Origin of the sequence: Roseinatronobacter monicus, assembly GCF_006716865.1 — a bacterium.
Taxonomy (GTDB): domain Bacteria; phylum Pseudomonadota; class Alphaproteobacteria; order Rhodobacterales; family Rhodobacteraceae; genus Roseinatronobacter; species Roseinatronobacter monicus.
This window is the reverse complement of sequence record NZ_VFPT01000006.1, coordinates 163,744-183,591: the sequence shown is the minus strand read 5'-3', so window position 1 is coordinate 183,591 and position 19,848 is coordinate 163,744. Positions and strand designations below refer to the sequence as shown.

The 19,848-nt window shown below is 58.3% G+C and carries 19 protein-coding genes; 4 read left to right on the top strand and 15 right to left on the bottom strand.

All coding sequences use genetic code 11. The annotated features are described in order from the left end of the window. The 7 genes from BD293_RS22565 to BD293_RS22535 all read right to left on the bottom strand — a co-directional run. Positions 1–667, bottom strand: a 667-nt coding sequence (locus tag BD293_RS22565; protein ID WP_142086012.1) for a ParB/RepB/Spo0J family partition protein, incomplete at its 3' end; no start/stop codon positions are given. Beyond that, positions 657–1,802, bottom strand: a complete 1,146-nt coding sequence (gene repA / locus BD293_RS22560; RefSeq protein WP_170207306.1) for a plasmid partitioning protein RepA — start codon at positions 1,800–1,802, stop codon at positions 657–659. The genes repA and BD293_RS22565, both read right to left, overlap by 11 nt. A 293-nt stretch (positions 1,803–2,095) precedes the next feature. Beyond that, a complete protein-coding gene (locus BD293_RS22555) occupies positions 2,096–2,980 on the bottom strand; it encodes a recombinase family protein (protein ID WP_142086010.1) in 885 nt (294 codons plus the stop codon). A 65-nt stretch (positions 2,981–3,045) separates the two neighbouring features. Then, the gene (locus BD293_RS22550) at positions 3,046–3,462 is read right to left on the bottom strand and encodes a type II toxin-antitoxin system death-on-curing family toxin (protein ID WP_142086009.1); all 417 of its coding nucleotides are present in this window, start codon (positions 3,460–3,462) and stop codon (positions 3,046–3,048) included. Continuing rightward, positions 3,459–3,686, bottom strand: a complete 228-nt coding sequence (locus tag BD293_RS22545; RefSeq protein ID WP_142086008.1) for an AbrB/MazE/SpoVT family DNA-binding domain-containing protein — start codon at positions 3,684–3,686, stop codon at positions 3,459–3,461. The genes BD293_RS22550 and BD293_RS22545 overlap by 4 nt, the downstream gene beginning before the upstream one ends. Positions 3,687–3,834: 148 nt before the next feature. Further along, entirely contained in the window at positions 3,835–4,104 is a 270-nt protein-coding gene (locus BD293_RS22540; RefSeq protein ID WP_142086007.1) for a type II toxin-antitoxin system Phd/YefM family antitoxin, read from the bottom strand. A gap of 69 nt (positions 4,105–4,173) precedes the next feature. Then, entirely contained in the window at positions 4,174–5,283 is a 1,110-nt protein-coding gene (locus BD293_RS22535) for a tyrosine-type recombinase/integrase (protein WP_142086006.1), read from the bottom strand. A 462-nt stretch (positions 5,284–5,745) separates the two neighbouring features. On the opposite strand from BD293_RS22535, the gene BD293_RS22530 reads away from it, so the two are divergent. The 3 genes from BD293_RS22530 to BD293_RS23310 all read left to right on the top strand — a co-directional run bounded on the left by BD293_RS22530 (position 5,746) and on the right by BD293_RS23310 (position 7,633). Continuing rightward, complete coding sequence (locus BD293_RS22530) at positions 5,746–6,630, top strand: DUF1403 family protein (protein WP_142086005.1); 885 nt, start codon at positions 5,746–5,748, stop codon at positions 6,628–6,630. A gap of 1 nt (position 6,631) precedes the next feature. Then, entirely contained in the window at positions 6,632–7,267 is a 636-nt protein-coding gene (gene scpB / locus BD293_RS22525) for an SMC-Scp complex subunit ScpB (RefSeq protein ID WP_142085419.1), read from the top strand. A 216-nt stretch (positions 7,268–7,483) separates the two neighbouring features. Continuing rightward, positions 7,484–7,633: a helix-turn-helix transcriptional regulator gene (locus tag BD293_RS23310; RefSeq protein WP_246086419.1), complete on the top strand. Its 150-nt coding sequence runs from the start codon at positions 7,484–7,486 to the stop codon at positions 7,631–7,633. Here BD293_RS23310 and BD293_RS22515 read toward each other — a convergent pair. From BD293_RS22515 to BD293_RS22505, 3 genes are all read right to left on the bottom strand, one after another. Continuing rightward, positions 7,626–8,354, bottom strand: coding sequence for an SWIM zinc finger family protein (locus BD293_RS22515; RefSeq protein ID WP_211841121.1), 729 nt, complete (start codon positions 8,352–8,354; stop codon positions 7,626–7,628). The two genes, BD293_RS23310 and BD293_RS22515, sit on opposite strands and share 8 nt — an antisense overlap. Before the next feature lie 65 nt (positions 8,355–8,419). Beyond that, positions 8,420–11,047 carry a DEAD/DEAH box helicase gene (locus BD293_RS22510; protein WP_211841120.1) on the bottom strand — a complete coding sequence of 876 codons (2,628 nt, stop codon included), beginning with the start codon at positions 11,045–11,047 and terminating at the stop codon, positions 8,420–8,422. Between the two features lie 390 nt (positions 11,048–11,437). After that, positions 11,438–11,833 carry a hypothetical protein gene (locus BD293_RS22505; protein WP_142086003.1) on the bottom strand — a complete coding sequence of 132 codons (396 nt, stop codon included), beginning with the start codon at positions 11,831–11,833 and terminating at the stop codon, positions 11,438–11,440. A gap of 440 nt (positions 11,834–12,273) precedes the next feature. On the opposite strand from BD293_RS22505, the gene BD293_RS22500 reads away from it, so the two are divergent. Continuing rightward, positions 12,274–14,346, top strand: a complete 2,073-nt coding sequence (locus tag BD293_RS22500) for a UPF0149 family protein (protein ID WP_142086002.1) — start codon at positions 12,274–12,276, stop codon at positions 14,344–14,346. A 689-nt stretch (positions 14,347–15,035) separates the two neighbouring features. On the opposite strand, the gene BD293_RS22495 is transcribed toward BD293_RS22500, so the two are convergent. The 5 genes from BD293_RS22495 to BD293_RS22475 all read right to left on the bottom strand — a co-directional run bounded on the left by BD293_RS22495 (position 15,036) and on the right by BD293_RS22475 (position 19,583). After that, on the bottom strand, positions 15,036–15,887 hold the full coding sequence (locus BD293_RS22495; RefSeq protein ID WP_142086001.1) for a nucleoside/nucleotide kinase family protein: 852 nt from the start codon (positions 15,885–15,887) through the stop codon (positions 15,036–15,038). Continuing rightward, positions 15,884–17,503: a methionine--tRNA ligase gene (gene metG / locus BD293_RS22490; RefSeq protein WP_170207305.1), complete on the bottom strand. Its 1,620-nt coding sequence runs from the start codon at positions 17,501–17,503 to the stop codon at positions 15,884–15,886. The genes BD293_RS22495 and metG overlap by 4 nt, the downstream gene beginning before the upstream one ends. A 112-nt stretch (positions 17,504–17,615) precedes the next feature. Continuing rightward, positions 17,616–18,716, bottom strand: a complete 1,101-nt coding sequence (locus BD293_RS22485) for a methionine adenosyltransferase domain-containing protein (protein WP_142085999.1) — start codon at positions 18,714–18,716, stop codon at positions 17,616–17,618. Next, entirely contained in the window at positions 18,713–19,030 is a 318-nt protein-coding gene (locus tag BD293_RS22480; RefSeq protein WP_142085998.1) for a hypothetical protein, read from the bottom strand. Before BD293_RS22480 ends, BD293_RS22485 begins: the two co-directional genes overlap by 4 nt. Continuing rightward, positions 19,023–19,583 carry a GNAT family N-acetyltransferase gene (locus tag BD293_RS22475; protein ID WP_142085997.1) on the bottom strand — a complete coding sequence of 187 codons (561 nt, stop codon included), beginning with the start codon at positions 19,581–19,583 and terminating at the stop codon, positions 19,023–19,025. The genes BD293_RS22480 and BD293_RS22475 overlap by 8 nt, the downstream gene beginning before the upstream one ends. Between the last annotated feature and the right edge of the window lie 265 nt (positions 19,584–19,848).

Here is a 19,848-nt window from a genome sequence, read left to right as displayed (position 1 = left end):
CGTCTTTCTCGCATAGCCTGAATAGCTTTTCCCAAACCCTCCGACCAACGCCGTGTGCAGGTCCGATAGCCTGGATCAGTTCCATTGGGATGCCTGTAGCGATACGGTTCATCCGAGAGACAAGCGATTCATCGATTTGAAGTGCCCGATACGCGATCGTTTGAGCGTTCTTGCGCGTTTCGTCGGTTTTCCCAAGCTCCCGAATGATGCCGGCGACGAAGAGAGCCCTTTCGATGAATGATGGGTCTTGGCGGGCATTGTTCTCCACGCCTTGGGCGATGAGTGCTTCCTCGTCGGTCATTTCCATGACCGATGCACGCACCTTCTGACCAAGTTGGCGACAGGCGAGAAGCCGACGGCGTCCATAGACGATCTCAAGCGCACCGTCCTCGGTTCGGCGAACCAGCACTGGAACCTTTTGACCGTGCTCGCGGATCGATGAGACAAGCTCATGCAGCCCATCGCTTGGATCGATGCGGTCCATGACCGCGGACATCCGTATGGTGGTCGGGTCGATCAACCGCGTGGCGTGTTTATCCTCTTCGAGCACGGATGCTTGTGCGCGAGCTACAGTCGGGCTCGTGCGCTTCACATCCAGATCCTCGTCCGAAGGCGGCGTTTTGCCCATCGCGTTCTTGAGTGAGTCCCCAAAGACCTTACGCGCCATGGCTACGCCCCCATGCCTTAAGGATTTCGCGTTCGACTTCGTCGGTTACGCGCGAAACGGACTCGATCGCACGCTCGTAAGTTCTGCGGTTCACGTCGCGAGGTTCGACTTCGAAGATGCTCTGCTGGGTATTTGCAGCGTCACCTACGGCTGTTGATTTCAGGAACTCGGCAGACAGCACGGCATCCCCGAGGACTGTCCGAAGCAGAGACGAAATCTGAACTTGCGGACCATCCGTGTTTTCGTAACGTGTGATCAGAACTCGCACGAAGTTCAGTCCATGTTCCGGGGCGTGTGCCTCGACGACGCCCATCAGGTTGCTCGCCATGCCCAGAAAGCTTGCCAGCGACATGACATCGAGCATCGACGCGTTGAGCGGGATCAGGACCCCGGTCGATGCAAAGAGGGCGGAGATCACCGAAAAGTTCAGCTGCGGCGGTGTGTCGAAGATCACCACGTCATACCGGTTCAGGACGGGCTCAAGCGCTTCACGGATACGGCTATGGAATGTGGTAGCGCCGTGTCTGAAGCTCAGAGCGACCTCGAACTCGTACTCCATGATGTCCATGGATGCCGGGATCAGATCTACAGTCGGGAAGTTCGTTTTGCGAATGATCTGTGCTGCAGGTAGTGGATCGTCGGATCGGATAAGATCGTATGAAGTCGGCATATCCGGGTCGAGCTCGGGAGTAACCCCGAACAGGTTTGTCAGACTTGCCTGGCTGTCGAGGTCGATCAGCAAGACCCTGTAACCGCGCAGACCCAGTAATTGCCCTACATGGGCAACAGATGACGTCTTAGCGGAGCCACCCTTCAGGTTGAAGATCGTCAAGACCTGACAAGCCTCTCCTGGTCTTCTGTGCGGGTGTTCTTCTGGCTTGATCCTTCCAGTCTCGAGAAGTACGCGTTGTGCCTCGACCATCTCCTCTGCAGAGAAGCTACGGCGGTTGCCGCCCTCCAAGATACCTTCGGGAAAGCCTTCGAGGTTTGACACATGATGGCGAAAGGTGTTCTGATTAATGCGAAGCAGTTCGGCCGCTTCTCGCATGGCGAAGCGTCGGAGGCCCTTCTGAGCGTCCGGAGGGAAGGTTTCCTGTGCATGTTCACGTAACCGACTACCAAGCCGCTTGGACATGACTTCGAATCTCTGGGAGGCCCGTATCCCGTTCATTACTGCCCTCAAGTCTTTATTGTTTTGCATAGCTTAACAGATATTTTGGATAAATCCAGACCAAACCGTTGAGCGGCCTGGGGGCGTTGAAGGTGCCTATTTCCGTCGATAGTAAACTGTTAAAAATCAGTGTCTTGGACGACTGAGCTCTCACGCTACTTCAACACTTCGTTGCCAGCTATGAAGTGACCACAAGATATATTGTGAGTGCATACAGAAATCAGCTGGCAGAATCGGATGGGCGATTCACGGAGATCTCAGTCGAGCAATCCCAGCCTCTCGGCCCGCTCCAGCAGCATCTTCACTGATGACGGCTGCCAGCTTGCCCTCCCACGGGGGGTGCGCTCACGCATGTTCTCCAAGCGGGCGCAGATGGCCTGAAGCGTAATGTCGGGATCCGCGCCCTTGATGCCCGCCACGATGGCAGGCAGGCGGTCATCTCGCGCTCGTGGGCCCGAGCGATCAAGCACGGTCGCGGGGAGGAACCCATCGCGGACATAGGCGTTCACAGCGCGCAGCAGTCGGCTTTGCGTCCATTGACGCTCGCGGGGCAGGGGGCCGTTGACGATGCGCACCACGTCTTCCCAAGCCAGATCGGGGCGCAAGCGGCGCACATGCGGCACCCAGTCCTGCGCGGTTTCATTCAGGCGCTCCATATATCCGTCCTGTCGCGCAAGTCGCACCTTGCGCAGCGCTGCCGGATCCCGCGCGCGCAGGCCAGGGTTTCCGCCGACCCGCCCCTTTGTTCGCGCGCTGGCGAGGCCGGCCTTGGTGCGTTCCCGGATCAGCGCGCGTTCAAATTCCGCCGCTGCGCCTAGCACCTGAAGCGTGAACTTTCCCTGCGGCGATGCGGTGTCGATCGGGTCCTGAATGGACCGGAAGAACGCGCCCTTACCCTCCAGCCGTTCGATCACCTCCAGCAAATGCGACAGTGACCGCGCAAGACGGTCGATGCGTACCACCACCAGCGTGTCGCCCTTGCCGATCCGCTCCAGCACCCGCGCCAGCACCGGCCGCGCACGATCACCGCCAGAAGCCTGTTCTTCATGGATTTCGACACAGCCCGCTGATTTCAGAGCCTGCGACTGGGGCAGGGGGGTCTGATCCTCAGTAGATACACGCGCATAGCCTATCAACGGCATCAAATCTTGCTATTTGCAGTTACGGATACGGTCATTAAACGACCGTTTACGCCCCGCTTGTGGCCTTAATCCGGATCAAACAGGCGTTCACGAAACCAACTCCCAAGTTCGGACTCTTTTACGATGCCACCAGCAACGCCTTCCATGGCTCGGATTGCATCGAAAGGATCGAAGCTAATGCGGTAGCCATTATTGGCCAGAAACAAGCGTGCCGCGATCCATGCAGTGCGCTTGTTGCCGTCGACAAAGCCGTGATTCTTCGCAAGGCCATAAGCATAGGCAGCGGCCAGATCAGCCGCATCAGGCGTGCCATAATACGCGAGGTTGACCGGTCGGGCGAGCGCACTGTCGATGCCACCAGCATCACGGACACCCTCGGAGCCACCATGTTCGGCCAGTTGCCGGTCGTGGACAGCGTTGATCACCGCCGGGTCAACCCAGCACCAGTTTTTACGTGGCGTTGGAGTGGTGGGATCGCTCACTTTGCCAGCGCGCGCAGAACTTCACGATCGTCATGCATGATCTCTTCAGCAATCGACATCTGCCGCGCAAATTCGGGGTTGTAGGGGGTCAAGCGATAACCGCCGTCAGCGGACTCGGTCAGATAGAGTGTGTCACCCTTCTTGACCTTCAGATGCGCCATAACCTCTTTGGTCAGGATCACTCCCGACGAAGCTCCCACGGTGGTGACTTTAAGCGTCTGCATAACGGCCTCCAGCTATATAATGTATGTTATATAGCATGTGGTAAAAATTTCTGCAATGCCTCACGGCACTCGTGTAGCTATCAGCAGCGCTGTATAAACATAATACGAGTGTCTATGCCTTCCTCGGCGCTCTGCGTAAAGAAGACTCTCATGCTTCGGCGTTACGCGCCCGGAAACGTGCAAGACGTTCTTCTATCGATGTTTCGGTGAGCTCAGACACGCGCCCTGCGTCAATATCGGCTAGTCCATCGGCTACCCCGCGCTCGATCCGCAAGGCCACAAGCTCTTCCCAGTCGGCGACCGACACCGTTACGGCGACCGGACGAGCCTTCTTCGTGAGCAAGATCGGCTCGCGTTGCGCCGCGTCAATGAACCGACCAAATTCTTTGCTGGCGGCTGTTGCTGACATGGTTTTCATTGGGTGCTCCTATTGATCGTATGCGGATAGTACGGATTTTCCGGATTTCACGCAAGGCGCTGATCTGCCTCACAGCCCCGCCGCCTTGGTGAGATTGACGCGGAACCTGTCACGCCGCCGCTGGTATCTGCGGGTCATCTCGGCGCTGGCATGGCCGAGCTGCTTCTGGACATATCGTTCATCCACCTCGGCACTGCTGGCCAGACCCGCGCGCAAAGAATGGCCGGAATAGAGCTTCACGCGCTCCGCATCGGGCAGATCGGGGCGCAGACCTGCATCCAGCACGCAGGCCTTGATCAGCCGCGCGATATGCTTGTCATTCAGACGAGTCTCGCGCGCGCGTTTGCCATCGCGGGTGACGCCGGTGAATATAGGCCCAAAACTGATCCGCCCATAATGCAGCCATTGCTCGAGCGCATGCACAGGGCAGGTCTGGTCGCTGCTGCCGCGCCCGATCTCGACCTCGCGCCAGCCGGTCTTACCGCGCAAGGTGATCAGTGCGCCGCCGTCGAGGATGTCGATCCAGCCGCCGCTGTCCATCGTGTCATCCTTGTGCCGGTCCAGGCTGACGATCTCTGATCGCCGCAACCCGCCGGTAAACCCGATCAGCAAAATGGCGCGGTCGCGCAAGCCGCGCAGATCATGGGGCAGGGTGGCGACCATGGCGCGAATGTCGTCGGCAAGAATAGCCTCCTTCTGCACTGGCGGCCTGGCATGTCTGCGCCGAATACCGGCCAGCACAGTGGCGATATGGCGATCCTTGCGATCAAGCTGCAGCCCGCGCTGCGCATAGCCCCAACCCAAGCCAGACAAGCGGCGCTCGATGGAGGCAACCGATAGGGCAGGGGGCTTGGTTGGACCGTGGCCCTGTGGTGCGGCCAGATCAGCGATATAAAGGCCCACAAGTTCCGGCGACGGGGGCAGGGGGTCCGCCCCGCGCATCCGGCACCAGCGCGCAAAATGCGCCCAGTCCTTGGCATAGGCGGATCGTGTATTGTCGGACGCCGCAGCGCTTGCATAGTCCCGCGCGGTCTCCACAAGGCGATCGAGCACGCCAGAGCCCGCAACATGCGCGGGCAGGGCAATGCCATCACTTTTTTCTTGCGCGCTCTCGTCGACCTGAGTACTTTCAACCGTGTCCATGGACGCTGAGATCGATTTCTCGTGTTCTTCCGACATACTTTCCCCGAAAAACCGGTAATTTTGAGTGTCGTTTTTGTTCCATTAGTGGACTTTAATATGATGATATCATGGCATTCATGCTTTTGTTTCATTCCTGGATTATAGCTTCATGATCGGAATCTGATGGGGGCATCGGTTGAGTAGGCTTGGGTGGCTGTTTGATCTGATCGTTCTCCTGCATGCAGAACTTGTTGCTTTTGGTGCCCATTTTGTTTTCTTCATCCTGAGTCCAGAGATTGAGCAAGAGCCCGGTCCACCGATTAAATGGAAATTTCCTCGACGAGAGAGGCGATTTCGACCGAATCCACCCATGGAACTGAAGTCACAATGAGACTGGCCTGCAGCATGCCCCATTACGTCCGATAATGCAATCTTACTGGACGTAGCTGAGCATTGCAAGCTCCGGCGCTTATCGCGCTTTGATCTGGCATTATCCGCCGCGAGGTGCTATCCTAAATCATGACACGCGCCTTGCAATCCGACCCCGACCTCTGGCCCCGCCGCCTGCCGGACTGGCTGGCGCGCGCCCCGAGTGACGCCCCTGAAAGCGCGGGGCTTTACGCAGGCGCGGCGCTGGCTTTGCTGGATGTCGCAAGGTCTAACCCGTCCCTGCCACAGTCCGCGTGGCGGGCGCGGCTCTCGCTGACGGCTGCAGCGCATACAGTATCGCTCTCTGGCCGCCCTGAACGCGAAGCGGCGCTGCGCGATATCCTGTGCCTGTTGCGGCCCGGGGAACAGCCCGGGCCTGCAGGCGACATTGCACTGGCCTGGCACCGCGCGAGCGCGCGCCCTGTGTCCGAGGCCAGTTTGCAGCGCGTCTTTCCAGGTTTGGGCGCACCGCAGCTCGCGCTTTGGCGCAAGGCTGCGGCCGGCGATCCGGTGGCGCAGGCGGCCCATATAATCGAGGCGGTTTTGACCGATGCCCCGCGCGATCATGTGCCCGCGTTGATTTTGGCCGATGCCGCACTGGCGCGCGCCCTGGGCTGGACGCATCTGATCGCGCTCTTGGGGGCGCATCTGCCACGCCGCGATCTGACATTGCGCGGGGATGACCTGCGTCTGGCCTGTTACAAAGCTTTGCTGCGCGCGACCGGTGATGCGCTGTCTCTCGCCACCGATCTGACGCGCCGCGCCGCGCAGTTGCATGCGGTGGCCCCCAAGCTGCGGAGCAAACAGGCGGACAGGGGGGTTGATATGGTCTTGAGCCGCGATGCCATCGCCCCGTCGGCGCTGACCGTGCTGATGTCGGATCGTGCGGCACGGCGGTTTTGCGACCGGCTGGTGGATTTGGGCGCTCTGCGCGAATTGACCGGGCGGGACGCATTCCGGCTCTACGGGTTGTGACATGGCAAAAAAGCGCGCGCCCGATTTTGACCGCGACTTGTCCGATCTGCCGCCAGAGCTGCGCTGGCGGGAATGGATGAAGCGCATCGAGGCGGTGCTCTTTGCAAGCGCTGCGCCGGTCGCGCGCGAAGATCTGGCCCGCGTGGTGGGGCAGGGAGCCTCAGTCGATCTGCTGATCGAGGATTTGAGGGCTGACGTGGAAACCCGCCCCTATGAAATTGCCAAATGTGGCAACGGGTGGCTTTTGCGCACGCGCGCGGCTTATGGCCCCGCCATCCGCGCGGCAGCTGATGCTACAGAGCAGGCCTTGAATCTAAGCGACCATGATGTGGCTGTTCTGGCCGCAATCGCCTATCACCAGCCCATCAGCCGCGACGGGCTGAAAGATATCTTTGGCAAGGACATCAGCCGCGATCTGATCGGGCGGCTGTCCGAGCGTGACCTGATCGCGCCGGGACCTCGCGAACCCCGCCGCGGGGCGCCCTATACATTCGTGACCACAGACGCGTTTCTGGCCGCGTTTGATCTGACCTCGCTCGCCGATCTGCCGGACCCGGAGCAATTACAGGATGCTGGTCTGGCACAAGCACCTTTGGATCCATTAGATCAGGGGGATGACGCTGCGCTGTCAGAATAACCGCCAGGGTTTTTCCAGGCAAAACATCTCGTGTCACTGTACCCTTAACCATCATATTGGACCTTTATGACCGCACCAAGGTCACGCTTTCGGCCGGTGAGGATGAACTGATCCCAGCGGATTGCGCGAACCGACTGCTTAACGGCGAAATCGCCTTGCGCGTCTACCGCAACCTGCGCGGCCTGACAGAAAGACGCCCTCGCCGAAAAGGCGGGCGTGAACCGTGTGACAATTGCCGAAATTGAGACCGGTAGAAAGCAGGGCTCTATCACGACCCTGCGCGCGCTGTCCGATGCGCTCGGCGTGAGCCTGGATGATCTTCCGCGTACGGTCGGCCAAAAGAGACCTGTCGAGCCGTTCAATTAGATCTGGGCTTCTTTGCGCGTGGTTTTTTCTTTACGGCCGGGGCGATTTTCGGAATCGGCTCCTTTACGGGTGCCGCCTCTTCCATATCCAGGCCAAACAAGGCGGCCATATCATCAGTCTTCAGAATATTATCTGGTGACGGAGAAGGTTTCGCAAGCGGCGTTTTAAGGTCGATATTAGCGATTAAATCCTGATGGTTGACCCCGCGTAGAACAAAGAGAAGTTCGGGTTGTTGATCAAGACGCGCACCAATGCCGTAGATAGTCGCAGCAACATGTTTGCACATGGACGCCCAATCAGGACAGGTACAGGAAAGCTTGATCTCTGAAGGCTTGGGAAACAGCCCCGTACCTGGCTGACATAATCGCTCCATAACTGGTTTTGACAATTTGCCTTGCAGCAGATCGACCAAAGAGTCGATGCCATTGGCGCAGTCGTCGCGCAGAGCTTTCCAATTGTCTTTTGGCAGCGGCTCAATTGTTATTTTAACTGTATAAAGCGAGGAACCAGCCACGTTCGCGGTTACTTGTCCAGAGGTGATCTGTAGGTCGACGACCGAGCCGTTACGCACATAGGTACGACCGCGTGGAAGGCGGCTGTTATAATCGCCAAAACTCTCCATGGTGCTGCACCATGCCTTGCCCCAGGCTGTGGTTGCGATCGTACGACCAGAGATAGCAACAGGTGAAACAGGGTGCCCCGCCTTGCGCAGTTTGGCCATTGCCCGTTCAGCTTTTCTTCTGCGTTCAGCCACTGGCACATATCGACCCCACTGCGACATGGAACTTACTCCTTTGAGACCGATGCAAGATCAAGGGCGACGAGGCGCAGCAAAGCGTCATCGGTCATTTCGGTCAAGTTCATTTCGGCTGATCCCCCCAGCACTTCCTCTGACAAGGATTTCTTTGACTCGATCATAGCATCAATTTTTTCCTCGACGGTTCCGGCGCAGACAAACTTATGAACCAATACATTGCGCTTCTGTCCGATGCGGAAAGCGCGGTCTGTGGCCTGATTTTCTACCGCCGGATTCCACCAACGATCAAAATGCACCACATGCGAAGCTGCTGTCAGGGTTAGACCAGACCCACCCGCCTTCAAAGACAGTATGAAAAACGGTACATTTTCGTCCTCTTGGAAAGCCTTGACCAGTGACTTTCGCGCTTTGACTGGTGTGTTCCCATGGAGCACCAAGCCAGGTCGCCCGAATATCTCGGTGAGGTAGTCGTGAAGCGGGGCGGTTACTTCACGAAATTGAGTGAACACAAGCATCTTGTCTTGCCGAGCAGCGACAACCTCGGCAATTTCGCGCAGACGCAACCACTTGCCGCTATCAGCCTCGCTCCACCCCCCGTCATTCAACCATTGCGAGGGGTGATTGCAGATCTGTTTAAGCCGCATGATGGTGGCCAGAACCAACCCTTTTCTTTCAATCCCCGACGCGGTACTTAGCGCCTCGGCCAACTGCTCTACCGTCTGGGCATAGAGAGCCGCCTGCTTGCGGCTGAGCATGCAATGGGCCTTGACTTCGGTCTTGTCGGGCAGATCAGAAATCACCGATGGGTCAGTCTTCATTCGGCGCAGGATGTAGGGTTGCACCAATTCCCGCAACGGTCCAAAGGCATTGTGCTCACGCGCTGCAAGGGTTTTGACGTAGCGGGAAAACTGCTTGTCACTTCCTAGCAAACCAGGATTGATCACATCGAAGATCGACCACAAATCCCCCAAATGGTTTTCAACCGGCGTACCTGTGAGAGCAATGCGGGATTTGGCCTTGATAGATTTAGCGGCTTTGGTTTGTTTGGCTTTGGGATTCTTGATTGCTTGCGCCTCATCAAGAACCAGAAACTTCCAGTCTGTTGCCGTCAACGCCGGTTGACGTAGCAATGTGCCGTAGGACGTGATCACCAAGTCAATCTCACTGAAGTCAGAAAGGGTCGTCATTTGATCCTTTGACATCGACGAGGGATGAACGATCTGGGCGCGTAGATCCGGGGCAAAACGATCGATTTCCGCCGCCCAGTTCGCCAGCAGTGATGCCGGGGCCACCAGCAGACAAGGGCCCTTGCCCTGGTGTGCCACGAGCAGCGCCAGCACCTGTATGGTTTTGCCAAGGCCCATGTCATCGGCCAGGCAAGCTCCCAGGCCCAACCCTGTCAGCATGTGCAGCCAGTGGACACCGGCTTTTTGATAGGGGCGTAGGCGCGCCTTCAGTTTCACGCCGGGATATCCTTCACCAGAAGGAGCGCGCAAATTCCTTAATGTCTCGGCTAACCATGGGCCCGCAGTGATCTGGGACCATTGGCGTGTAGCTTCGTCAACATCATCTCCTGCAATGGCGGCCCCAGACATCAGGCGCATCGCTTCCAGAAACGACAAACCTTCGCTTGCCGCCAGGTCTTCGGCAGCTTTGAAGCGCTGCATTTCGCGCTCAATGCGGTCGCGATCAATCTCGACCCATTGCCCCCGCAGCATTACCAGTGAGTCAGCACTAGACAGCAGCGCATTCATCTCTTCATCCGATAGAGCCTCACCGTTCAGCGTAACCTCCATACGGAAGTCCAGCAGCCCATCGAGCCCAACAGAAGAAGGCGTTCCACTACCGATAGAGGCCGTGACCTTAGGCCGTGGTGGGCGTGCGGCGGTCCAACCTGCGGGCATGCGCAAAACAATTCCGGCAGCACCAAGATCAGGCGCACTATCCAGTAAGCGCGCAGCATTGGCGGGTGTCCACCTCAAGGGATGGTATATTCCCCCATCCTCCACCATTTCCTTCAACCATGCACATGATTGGCTGGCACGGCTGACAGGGAGTAACAAATTCAAGAGCCGTGAATGATCGTCGGCATAGTCATGTAGCGCCTGACCTAGCGGCACGTGCCGCGCTTGACCGCTAGCCGCGAGTTCGGTCGTATAACTGGCCATGAACGCAAAGGGAAAGTCGGGGTCCCCGCGGTTTTCTGCCAAGTTGAAATGCACCCTCCCGATTGTGTTCCATGCTGGGTTCAGGGCAGACAAAAAACCTGGCAAGTCGGACCCCGCTTCTTTCGCAACGGCTGCCACTATCTGCTGCCAAAGACGAGACAGCACATCGGCAGTCACATATTCCGCCCCCTTCATCATCGGCACTGTCGTCACCATGGCCGCAAGCTCGGCTTCTGGTGGAGAAACATTCGTGCTCGCCTGATGGCACAAGGCCGAAACGGCGCGGCGCGCGAAATTGCGCCACCACGCAAGGTCAGGTGACAAGACTTTGGTTGTCCCGGCCCCCAGACGCAGGAGGCCATAGCCCCCCCCTTGAGCAAACGCTTCGGCCAGCGGACCAGCATCGCTCGTGTCCGCAACAAGGTGTCCATGGGGTGTCAGGCGTAGAGAAAGCGAATTTGGATCAGAATTGTGCAGATACTGTGCCAATGTGAGCTACCTTTTAAATTCCAGCGCTCCGACATTGGGCGTCTACTTGGACCATCATTTGGGGTCGATGCCCTGGTTCGATTGGATAGCGCTGATGCGCCGAGGATTCAATGAGCGCAGCCTACTCGGTTAACCCGGCGGCTGGGGCGGGCACGATGCCGCAACATTTGCGCCGCCCTCCCGCTCCTTGCGCTGGCGCATCCAATGACGCACTCGGCCCTTTGCGGTCAGTCAGCGTCGGTGGCACGCTGCAGTGCGGCTTCACCAAACCGGCCAATCGTGCATCGCGCAGCATTTTTTGCTATTGAACGTCGCTGATGCGGGACGAAACTGCCGTTCGCTGCAGCTGGAGAGGGTCGAAGATCATGTGCTGCTCGATAGGCACATATCTCAGCTTTTTATACGATTGCTGCGGCTACTGTTGTAGTCCTGACCCTCCATGCGCCCTGGGCAATGCATGACGTTCCTATGCTCCCTCACAGCTTTCGCCCCGTCGCGCGCTGAACAGTGCTCGATAGCTTGACGCACTCCGATGGATGCGCGTTCCAAGGTCACTTTTCCAGCGCCCCCACCCGCAGAACCAGAGCTTGCGTGGTCGTGTTTTTCACAAAGCGCAGGGCCAACTGTGGACAAGCCATCAGAGCTGCCTTGGTAGGAGAAGATATAGCCATTGTCACACACAATGGCATAAAGATTGTCCTCCAGATGATAGCTCTTCCAAGCATATGCCGGACTGACTAACAACCCCGCCAAACCAAATACTAACAATGATTTCAGTGACTTCATTTCACCCTCCTATGTACATCAAATTGACGATGTAGATCGTGTGTGGACTACCTCTCAATCCAACCACACCTAAAATCATACACCAACTGCCCTTGATATACGATAACACAGCTGCGGACGGAGCATCACAGCATGCTAGGGACGCTGAACGTGAGAGAGGGCTGAACACATGCCATACCTGCAAACGAGCTTGGTACGCTGCGGTCTGCATTAATGTCGCTGATGGGCTCGAAGCCGCCCTGCGGCGGTGCAGCATGGCCCGCCGACTCTTCGAGGTCGACCATCGACACACTCGGCCCACAGTTGCCGGGCCCAGTCGATTTCACACTGCCTACGAACGAAGCAGACTTTTGGACGGCACTTGTCCGTGTTAATCTGAATTTAGAATGGCGACGCGCTAAAGCCTTTGACGCGGTTGGCAGTTTAATTAGGGGGCAGAGGTGACAGAAATCGTCGAAACTTGTCTTATGGATCTTCCAACCACAGATGATCCAAGAGAAATGCTGTTTTGGGTAGATCGATGGGCGGCGGCTCTTTCGGATGATCCGGAAACTGTTCTGGGGCTCGTTGACACGCTGTCCGACGCTGACACAGAAAGCACCGATAACTGTCTTGCCCTTTTGTCGCGCATCCTGGACGAGGCGCGAATGAACCGTGAAAACGAGGGGTCGGGGCCGCGCGACTTTTTTCAGATCCTTGCTGGGGGCCTGGCAGAACGGACTGAGGAAGGTAAGCTTGGCGCTGAGACCTGCTTCCAACTTTGCCAGGCTTACCTGCGCTCCGGCCTCACACCCCCCGACCAGTTGCGCACGGCACCCGACGCTTTCGAGGCGCTTGCGGAAGACGAGATACCCGAGCTTCCGGATGTCGCGGACCTCGCGGAAGCGCTTGTCCCAGAGGGGTCCACGCCTTTTGAGACCTATACCGGGCTTCGTGAAATTGTCGGCGCCATGCCCGCTCAGATGACAACGGCATTTCTGACGCAGATGATTGTGCAAGGCGATCCACGCATGATTGCCGTGGGGCGGTACTTTCTACTTGATCCAGTTGCTGAGATGCGCGGGGCGGCCATCGCCGGGTTCGAGCTGCTTGCCGGAAACGCAAATGTGGATGCTGCCCTGCTGTCCGACCTTATCCTGATCCGTAACTGGCTGCCAAACGGCAAAGCGCTCGATACACTGATCAAGGCTGCGCTGCGACGGGAACCGTCAGGTGGAAATGTCCCGCGACCGTGGCAGCTTCACCGGGTGATGACGTCGCTTCCCGACGGCACCGGCTCGCAAAGCATTTTGGGCGTTTGTAGCCGTGGAGGTACGCGCGCGGTGGCCGCCGTAATGATCAAGGAAGGGCACGGGATAAAGGACGCGTATGTTATTCCTTGTACAAGCAGAGGGGATCAGAAAACCATCGTTGAGCAAATTGAACAAGTAATGACGATGCATGACGTGTTGCCTGCATACATCACCCCCGCCATTCGCTGCGCCCTTGCCGATGGGCAGGCGCGCGGTGCGGTAACAGCACAAGGTTTCTTGGATGTCGCACCGATGTTCGGCATTGGCGATGTAACGCCTCAACCAGGAGGGAACACGGCACTTTTCGCAGCTGTTGATCCGGACGGTGAGCTTGCGGCTCTATCAGACAACCGCCGAAGCCGGTTGATAAACAAGAGCAGAGACTGGTTCTCTGAGCACGACATCTCTAGCAGCTGGTTCGCCTCTGATGCCACTTTGATGGCAGCGCTAGAAGAGGCATCAAGCACCCACAGCGCAAATAAGATCGTCGCAGGGCGTCTTGAGGAGGGGCGTGAACGCTGGGCAAAACGCTTTGCCCGATCAGCGCTGATCTTGCGCCACGACCGCAGCGCTCCGCCTGAGGCGTGGATGAGCTTTGCCGTTGTTGCTCAGGCGCTGGAGGCTGGACAAGAGATCAAGAAAATACCCGTCTTTGAGGATATCTTGGGGCAAACGCTGGAAGTGGCGGCGGCGCGCGCGATGGACGATCTCGACGAAGATTTGGAATGGGATAACGGAGATTTTGAAACGCCTGAAATCGAGCCCGAACGACCGGGAGAACTGACCAAGTTGCTCAAGGGTAGCCCGCTCAAACCGGATCAGATCGATGGCTACCTCACCGCAGTTCTGATCGCGCCGGAATTCACGCCACCAAATGAGTGGCTGATGCCGCTGATGGACGGAATCGAGGTGAAGGGTCACGGCTCCATTCAGCGCATCCTCGACATCCTTATGTTGCGGTATGGCGCGCTGAACGAGGCTGTTATCCTCGGCGTGGTCGGCGTAGAGGTCACAGACTTGCCCCTGAAGCGCTTCCAGGCCTGGACCGAGGGCTTCGCGCAAGCGGTAGATGGCATCAAGGGCGCCTGGCCGAAACGAGCACTCAGCCGCAATGACAAGTCGGTTCTCAATCTGATTCGAAACGCCGCCACTGAGGACCTAACACCGACCTTGAAACCGTTCTTGCCCAGCTGTCGCGTTGCCGTTAAATCTGAGATATAGAATCAAATGAAATCAACGACCTTCCTTTGCCCTTAAATGTGATATTTTGCCCTTAATTGCGATTTCGTTGCCCATAACTCTGAGACAGCGTTCAAGCGGAACCAGTTCAGTTATACCTAATGAAATCCAATTTTTAGCTTAGTTGTCTCATATTTATGGGCAAGAATTTTGGAGCAAGAAGACCGCCAAAGCGTTCTGTCTCATCGTTAATGGCAACGCGACACCAGGGCAGGCACCAAGCAATACCAACTCAGGATTTGCATTTCCGCGGCGAAAATCTATGGAGTTTGGGATCATGTTTAAAACTGTCGGCCTTGTAACTTTGGATCCGGCATCATCTGCCGATTGCTGTCGTAGCGTCAATGTCGGCCCAAAGCGGGCACTCGCAATCTTCCCGTGCGCGCATTGCATTCTGGTACTTCAGAGGTCGAACCATAAGTGGCGGCTGTTACCACGCACTTAAGTTAATAGATGGATGCCGCTGCCGACTATACGGATCACTTGTCCAAGCATTTGACGTGATGGGCGGACCCTTGATTCTCGGATCGGCCTTAACTCGTGGATTGCTTGCAAAAGGCCACTTACGAGTTTTGGGGTTGGCGCTGCCTAGAGTTGGCTGTCGCACCGGAAGAGCAAAAGACCGCCGCCCAGGAGATCCGGGCGACGGAACGACGGGTGATGGCGTTACCTCAAGAGATATGCGCCCGAAGTACGTCCAAGATTTCCTGTTCACTGGAAACCCTAGCCAGCTCTTCCGCCTTGACGCGATAACCCCAGCGGTCGGCAATCGCTTCGTAGCGGGGTCGGCGAAAGGTCAAGAGCCGCTCGTATGCCCAGATCGCAAAAGCGTCGGGGTCAACAGAATCCCAGTTCTTGTCTTCGCATAGGTAGTCGCGCTCGCATTGCGAAAAAAATGCGTCGGAATAGTAGATCGGTTTGGGCCGATGCTTGAAGCGCGCAATCAAGCGCTCTTCGTCTTCGGCCCCGGCTTCAAGATAAACAATGATATGCGTAGCGGCGAGATCGGACAAGATGGGATCGTTCGGATCCCAAGGGTCGACCACACTGCAAAAGCTGCCCGACGTATCGCACGTGAAACTTGGATAGCCATAGACTGTCTCAGAACGGCGCACGAAACTAGCGGTATCCTGCATCGCCGCCTGTTCAGCGTTGCGATGGATACGTTGGCGTTCGAGGAACTCTGCACGCGTCAGCCCTCCCTTCCTTGGATCGCCTATCTTGCCCAGATAGCCCGACATTACGTCCAGATTGTCGATGGAAAACTTGGCGCGCAGAGTCAGCGCATCGACCAGAAGCAGGGGGCCAAGCACCGGATCCTGCATGGCGCGGGCACGTAGATCATCATCGATATGGCTGGCCAGATAGGCTTTGCCTAGCCGGTAATCGACGGAATAATGGTACCAGCGTCTGGTGTCCCGCAAAAGGCGCGAAAGGTGGGTTTTGCCGACGCCGCTCATCCCGATCAAGGCGATCCGCTTGCCGCTTAGGCGGTCGAAGGTCCTGCTATCCAGAGGTTTCACTGAACGGTCTCCTTCCCACTCTGGATCTCACCAAGACAGCTCAGCGCAGCCGCATCGATCCGGTCAAACAGCCGGGGCGGTATAGTGATCTTCTGTCCCGTTGGCGGTATCGCGAGTTCGTCCCAGCCCACCTTGGACAGACCGAATACCGCCAAGCAGCGCCCGGCCAGGCCGGGGCAGATCGGCTGCATCAACGCCGCAATCAAGCGGAACTGAGCCAATGCCTGAGTGCAGATCGCTCGCCTTTGGTCGGGGTCATCGACCGTCCATGGCGCTTCGCGATCGACATATTCATTGGTCAGATCCGCCAGCGACACGATGCTGCGCACCGCCGCTGCCGTGTTCACCGACTCAAAACACGCCAGCGCTTCGCCCGCCAACACCAGCGCCTGGTCGAAAAGGTCAGAATCAGGCAGGCTATCGCTCAGCAAGTTGTCCGACATGGCGATTATCGGGCGCAACCGGCTCGCAATATTGGCAATCTTACCCACCAGATCTGAATTGACCTTCTCGGCCACACCCTCGGCATCAATGTTGAAATCGGTGATGCCATCACCCATCCGTGCCGCTATGGCATAACGCAGCGCGTCTGCATCGAGCTGGTCAAGCAGCTGCGCTAGCGTGACCGAGTTGCCGCGCGATTTCGACATCTTATGCCCCCCCACGGTTACAAAACCGTGCGCATGCAGCCTGTCCGGCAATGGGACATGCGCACCGCGTAGCAGGGCCGGCCAGAACAACCCGTGGAAATTGATGATGTCCTTGCCAATGAAATGCCGTGTCTCGGTGTTTTCGTCACTCCAGATGTCGGCCCAGTTCTTGTTGCTCTGCTTCTCTTGCAGATAGTGCTGAAGCGTCGACAGATAGCCAATGGGAGCATCTAGCCAAACATAGAAGAACAACCCCGGCTCGCCCGGAACAGGGATGCCGAAATAGGGGCCGTTGCGGGTGATGCACCAGTCGCGCAAGCCTTCATCTAACCATTCAAGCAGTTTCGCGCGCACCTCTTTCTGCACTGCGCCACTTGCAAGCCAAGCGCGGATCTCCGCAGCGAACGCCTCGATCTTGAAGAAGAGGTGCTCGGCGTCTTGCACCTGCGGGCGCGCGCCGGTCAGGGTCGAAACCGGATCAACCAGCTGGATCGCGTCATAGGTCGCGCCGCATTCACAGGCATCTCCATACTGGTCCTTGCGCCCGCAATCGGGGCAGGTGCCGCGCACACGCCGGTCGTCGAGAAACCGCCCCGCCTGCTCGTCATACAGCTGCGGCACGGTTTTGCGCTGCAAATGCCCGCCCCGCTTCAACTCATCGAAGAAGGCAAAGGCAATCGCCTCGTTCTCGGGCGAATGGGTGCTGTGATAAGCATCGAACGAGATTTTTGCGCGGGCAAAATCGGCGCGGTGGCGGGCACCGACCTCCTGCAAAACGCGCTCGGGCGACTTGTTCTGCGAGGCGGCCAGAAGCTCAACCGCCGTACCGTGACAATCATCGGCGCAGACGAAGATCACCTCCTGCCCCGCCAAGCGGCGGTAGCGGGCGAAGATATCGGCCTGGATCGCTTCGGAACCGTGGCCGATATGAAGATCACCATTGGCATAGGGGAGTGCGGTGGTCATCGCCAACCTCGACTTTGCCGGAGGAGTATAGGATAGGTTTTTCATGGTCGTGGTCCTTGTTTGGGGTTCGGGTCGCACCCCCGGAGCACGGCGGCCCCGGCGATGCGGCTGATCACTCGGCCTGTTCCCATGGGAACAGATCGCGGCCGTAATGGCCGAAGCTGGCAGTGTCGCGGTAACGCCAGCCCTCGCGGCGCCACAGGCCCAGGCGGTCCTGGATGGCACGCGGCGACAGATCGGAGAAGCGGGCGCGCACCCAGTCGCTGACATCGTGCTTGCCGTCGATGATGGCGCTGGCCGCTTCGGGCTGGAGCTGACCGATGCCATAGGCCAGCTTCACCGTGCAGTCGGTGCCGCCGCCCGGATGCGACGCCAGCACCTGACGGGCGATAAAGCGGGCCATATAGGCGGCGCTGCGGTCGACCTTGGTGGCGTCCTTACCGCTGTAGGCCCCGCCACCAACCGCTACCGAAGGACCGTAGGCATCGACCACGATCTTGCGGCCGGTCAGACCGCAATCAGCGTCCGCACCGCCTTCGATGAAGCTGCCCTTGTGGTTGATTTTCACCAGGTCCGGGGCAACATCGCCCAGACAGGGGTGGACCACCCGGTCGAGCACCTCGCGGCGCAACTCCTCGAGATCGACGCTGGCGCGGTGCTGCACCGACATGATGACGCTGATCACCTCGCCCGAAGGATCAAGCGCGACCTGCGACTTGGTGTCGAGGCGGAGCCAGTGCAGCGTGCCGTCCGTGGCCAGATCATAGGCGCGCCTGATCAGCGCCCAAGCCTTCTCTGTCTCGGGCGGCAGCATCGAGCGGGTGCGGGTGGTGGCATAACCTTCCATAATGCCCTGATCGCCTGCCCCATCGATGGTCAACGCCGCGATCTCGCCCGCCTGCGGGCGGATCAGGTTGGTCACGCGTAGGTCGTCACGCAGGTCGTTGCCAGAGGCGAAATAGACCTCGCGCACCGCCGCCTCGACCGCCTCGGCATCATACACGCCCTCGGGCGCGCTAATCTCGCCACCGACAATGATGTCGACACCGTTGATCATGACTTCGCAGGCCACACGCACGCTGCTGGGCGGATGGCCCGCCGCGACGGCGCGGTCCATCTTCACATCCAGCACTGCATCCGACATCGCATCAGCCTGCTTGTCGGGATGGCCCTTGCCGACGGCCTCGGCCACGCTGGTTTGGTTCTTGATCATATCTCAGTTCCTTCTTTCTTGGGGTTGCTCAGGAGAGGGGTATGGGGCACCACAAGGCGCATCTGCCGCGCGGCCAGCACCCCGGTCATCAGGGCGTTGATCCCGCAGAAGATCAGGATGGGCAGGTGACCGCCGGCCAAGGCGTATAACACCCACAGGGCATTGCCTGTAGCCAGCGCCACGTTGCGCAGAACGATCCAGCGGCTAACCGGCTCCGCCCGCCGCAAGGTCACGATCAGTTCGGGAGTGGTGCTGACGGCGCACAAGGCGCCCGCCGTCAGCCCGACCATGGTGATGGTCGCAGGATCAGCCATCGGCCTGCCCCATCGCCGTCTTGGTGCCCAGCGCGAGGTACATGTGACGCTGGCGGAAGACGCCGCCCGGATCGGCGGTCAGCCACAGGTGACGATCGCGGTGGGTATGACCGATCGGCACAACCGACACCCCGGGCAGGAACTTGAAGCCGCGGTTTTCATATACCCGCAGCGCCGGGATCGGCAGGCCCGCATTGGTCAGGCGAATTTCCAAGCTGATGCCGGTCACACCGCGCGCGACGCAATCGCTGATCGCCTGATCGACGACCTTGCCACCAACGCCCAGCCCGCGATAGCCCGGCAGGGCGACAACCGAGAACAACTCGGCCTCGTCACCGTCGAACTTGGTCGCGGCAAAGCCCGCGATGGCCAGGGTCTTGCGGTCCTCGGCGATGTGCAGGGTGGCGTCAGCGTCCAAGAAGTCCTGCAGGTCGTTGACGTAGAGGTTCGCGCCATCGGCGGACTGGCTGACCTGCTCAAGCAGGCTAGCCACCGCCGCCGCAGCGATCGGGTTCTCCCGCGCACGGCTACTGTAGAGGTAGATGTCCGGCATGTGATGCTCCGTTGCTGATGCTCGTGAACACCAACAACCGCAGCCGCCGCGCTATATGAAGAGACGAGAATTCACTCGCCGTAAACCACAACCTACTTGTGGATAAATCCGGAAAAACAAGAAAACTGCGTCGGTAAATTAACTAGCTCGTTAGTTTTTTAATTAACGCGTCAATTGATTATTGACGCAAATTTCCGTGCCTATCTCTAGGCTCGGCGAAGGGCTAGGGCGATTCGCCCGATAAGGCAAGACAGGAGGTCGACCA

Coding starts and splice junctions, on each gene's coding strand:
- repA (WP_170207306.1), bottom strand. CDS start 1,802: ATGTCCAAGCGGCTTGGTAGTCGGTTACGTGAACATGCACAGGAAACC.
- BD293_RS22555 (WP_142086010.1), bottom strand. CDS start 2,980: ATGCCGTTGATAGGCTATGCGCGTGTATCTACTGAGGATCAGACCCCC.
- BD293_RS22545 (WP_142086008.1), bottom strand. CDS start 3,686: ATGCAGACGCTTAAAGTCACCACCGTGGGAGCTTCGTCGGGAGTGATC.
- BD293_RS22540 (WP_142086007.1), bottom strand. CDS start 4,104: ATGAAAACCATGTCAGCAACAGCCGCCAGCAAAGAATTTGGTCGGTTC.
- BD293_RS22535 (WP_142086006.1), bottom strand. CDS start 5,283: ATGTCGGAAGAACACGAGAAATCGATCTCAGCGTCCATGGACACGGTT.
- BD293_RS22530 (WP_142086005.1), top strand. CDS start 5,746: ATGACACGCGCCTTGCAATCCGACCCCGACCTCTGGCCCCGCCGCCTG.
- scpB (WP_142085419.1), top strand. CDS start 6,632: ATGGCAAAAAAGCGCGCGCCCGATTTTGACCGCGACTTGTCCGATCTG.
- BD293_RS22515 (WP_211841121.1), bottom strand. CDS start 8,354: ATGGCCAAACTGCGCAAGGCGGGGCACCCTGTTTCACCTGTTGCTATC.
- BD293_RS22505 (WP_142086003.1), bottom strand. CDS start 11,833: ATGAAGTCACTGAAATCATTGTTAGTATTTGGTTTGGCGGGGTTGTTA.
- metG (WP_170207305.1), bottom strand. CDS start 17,503: ATGACCACCGCACTCCCCTATGCCAATGGTGATCTTCATATCGGCCAC.
- BD293_RS22485 (WP_142085999.1), bottom strand. CDS start 18,716: ATGATCAAGAACCAAACCAGCGTGGCCGAGGCCGTCGGCAAGGGCCAT.
- BD293_RS22480 (WP_142085998.1), bottom strand. CDS start 19,030: ATGGCTGATCCTGCGACCATCACCATGGTCGGGCTGACGGCGGGCGCC.
- BD293_RS22475 (WP_142085997.1), bottom strand. CDS start 19,583: ATGCCGGACATCTACCTCTACAGTAGCCGTGCGCGGGAGAACCCGATC.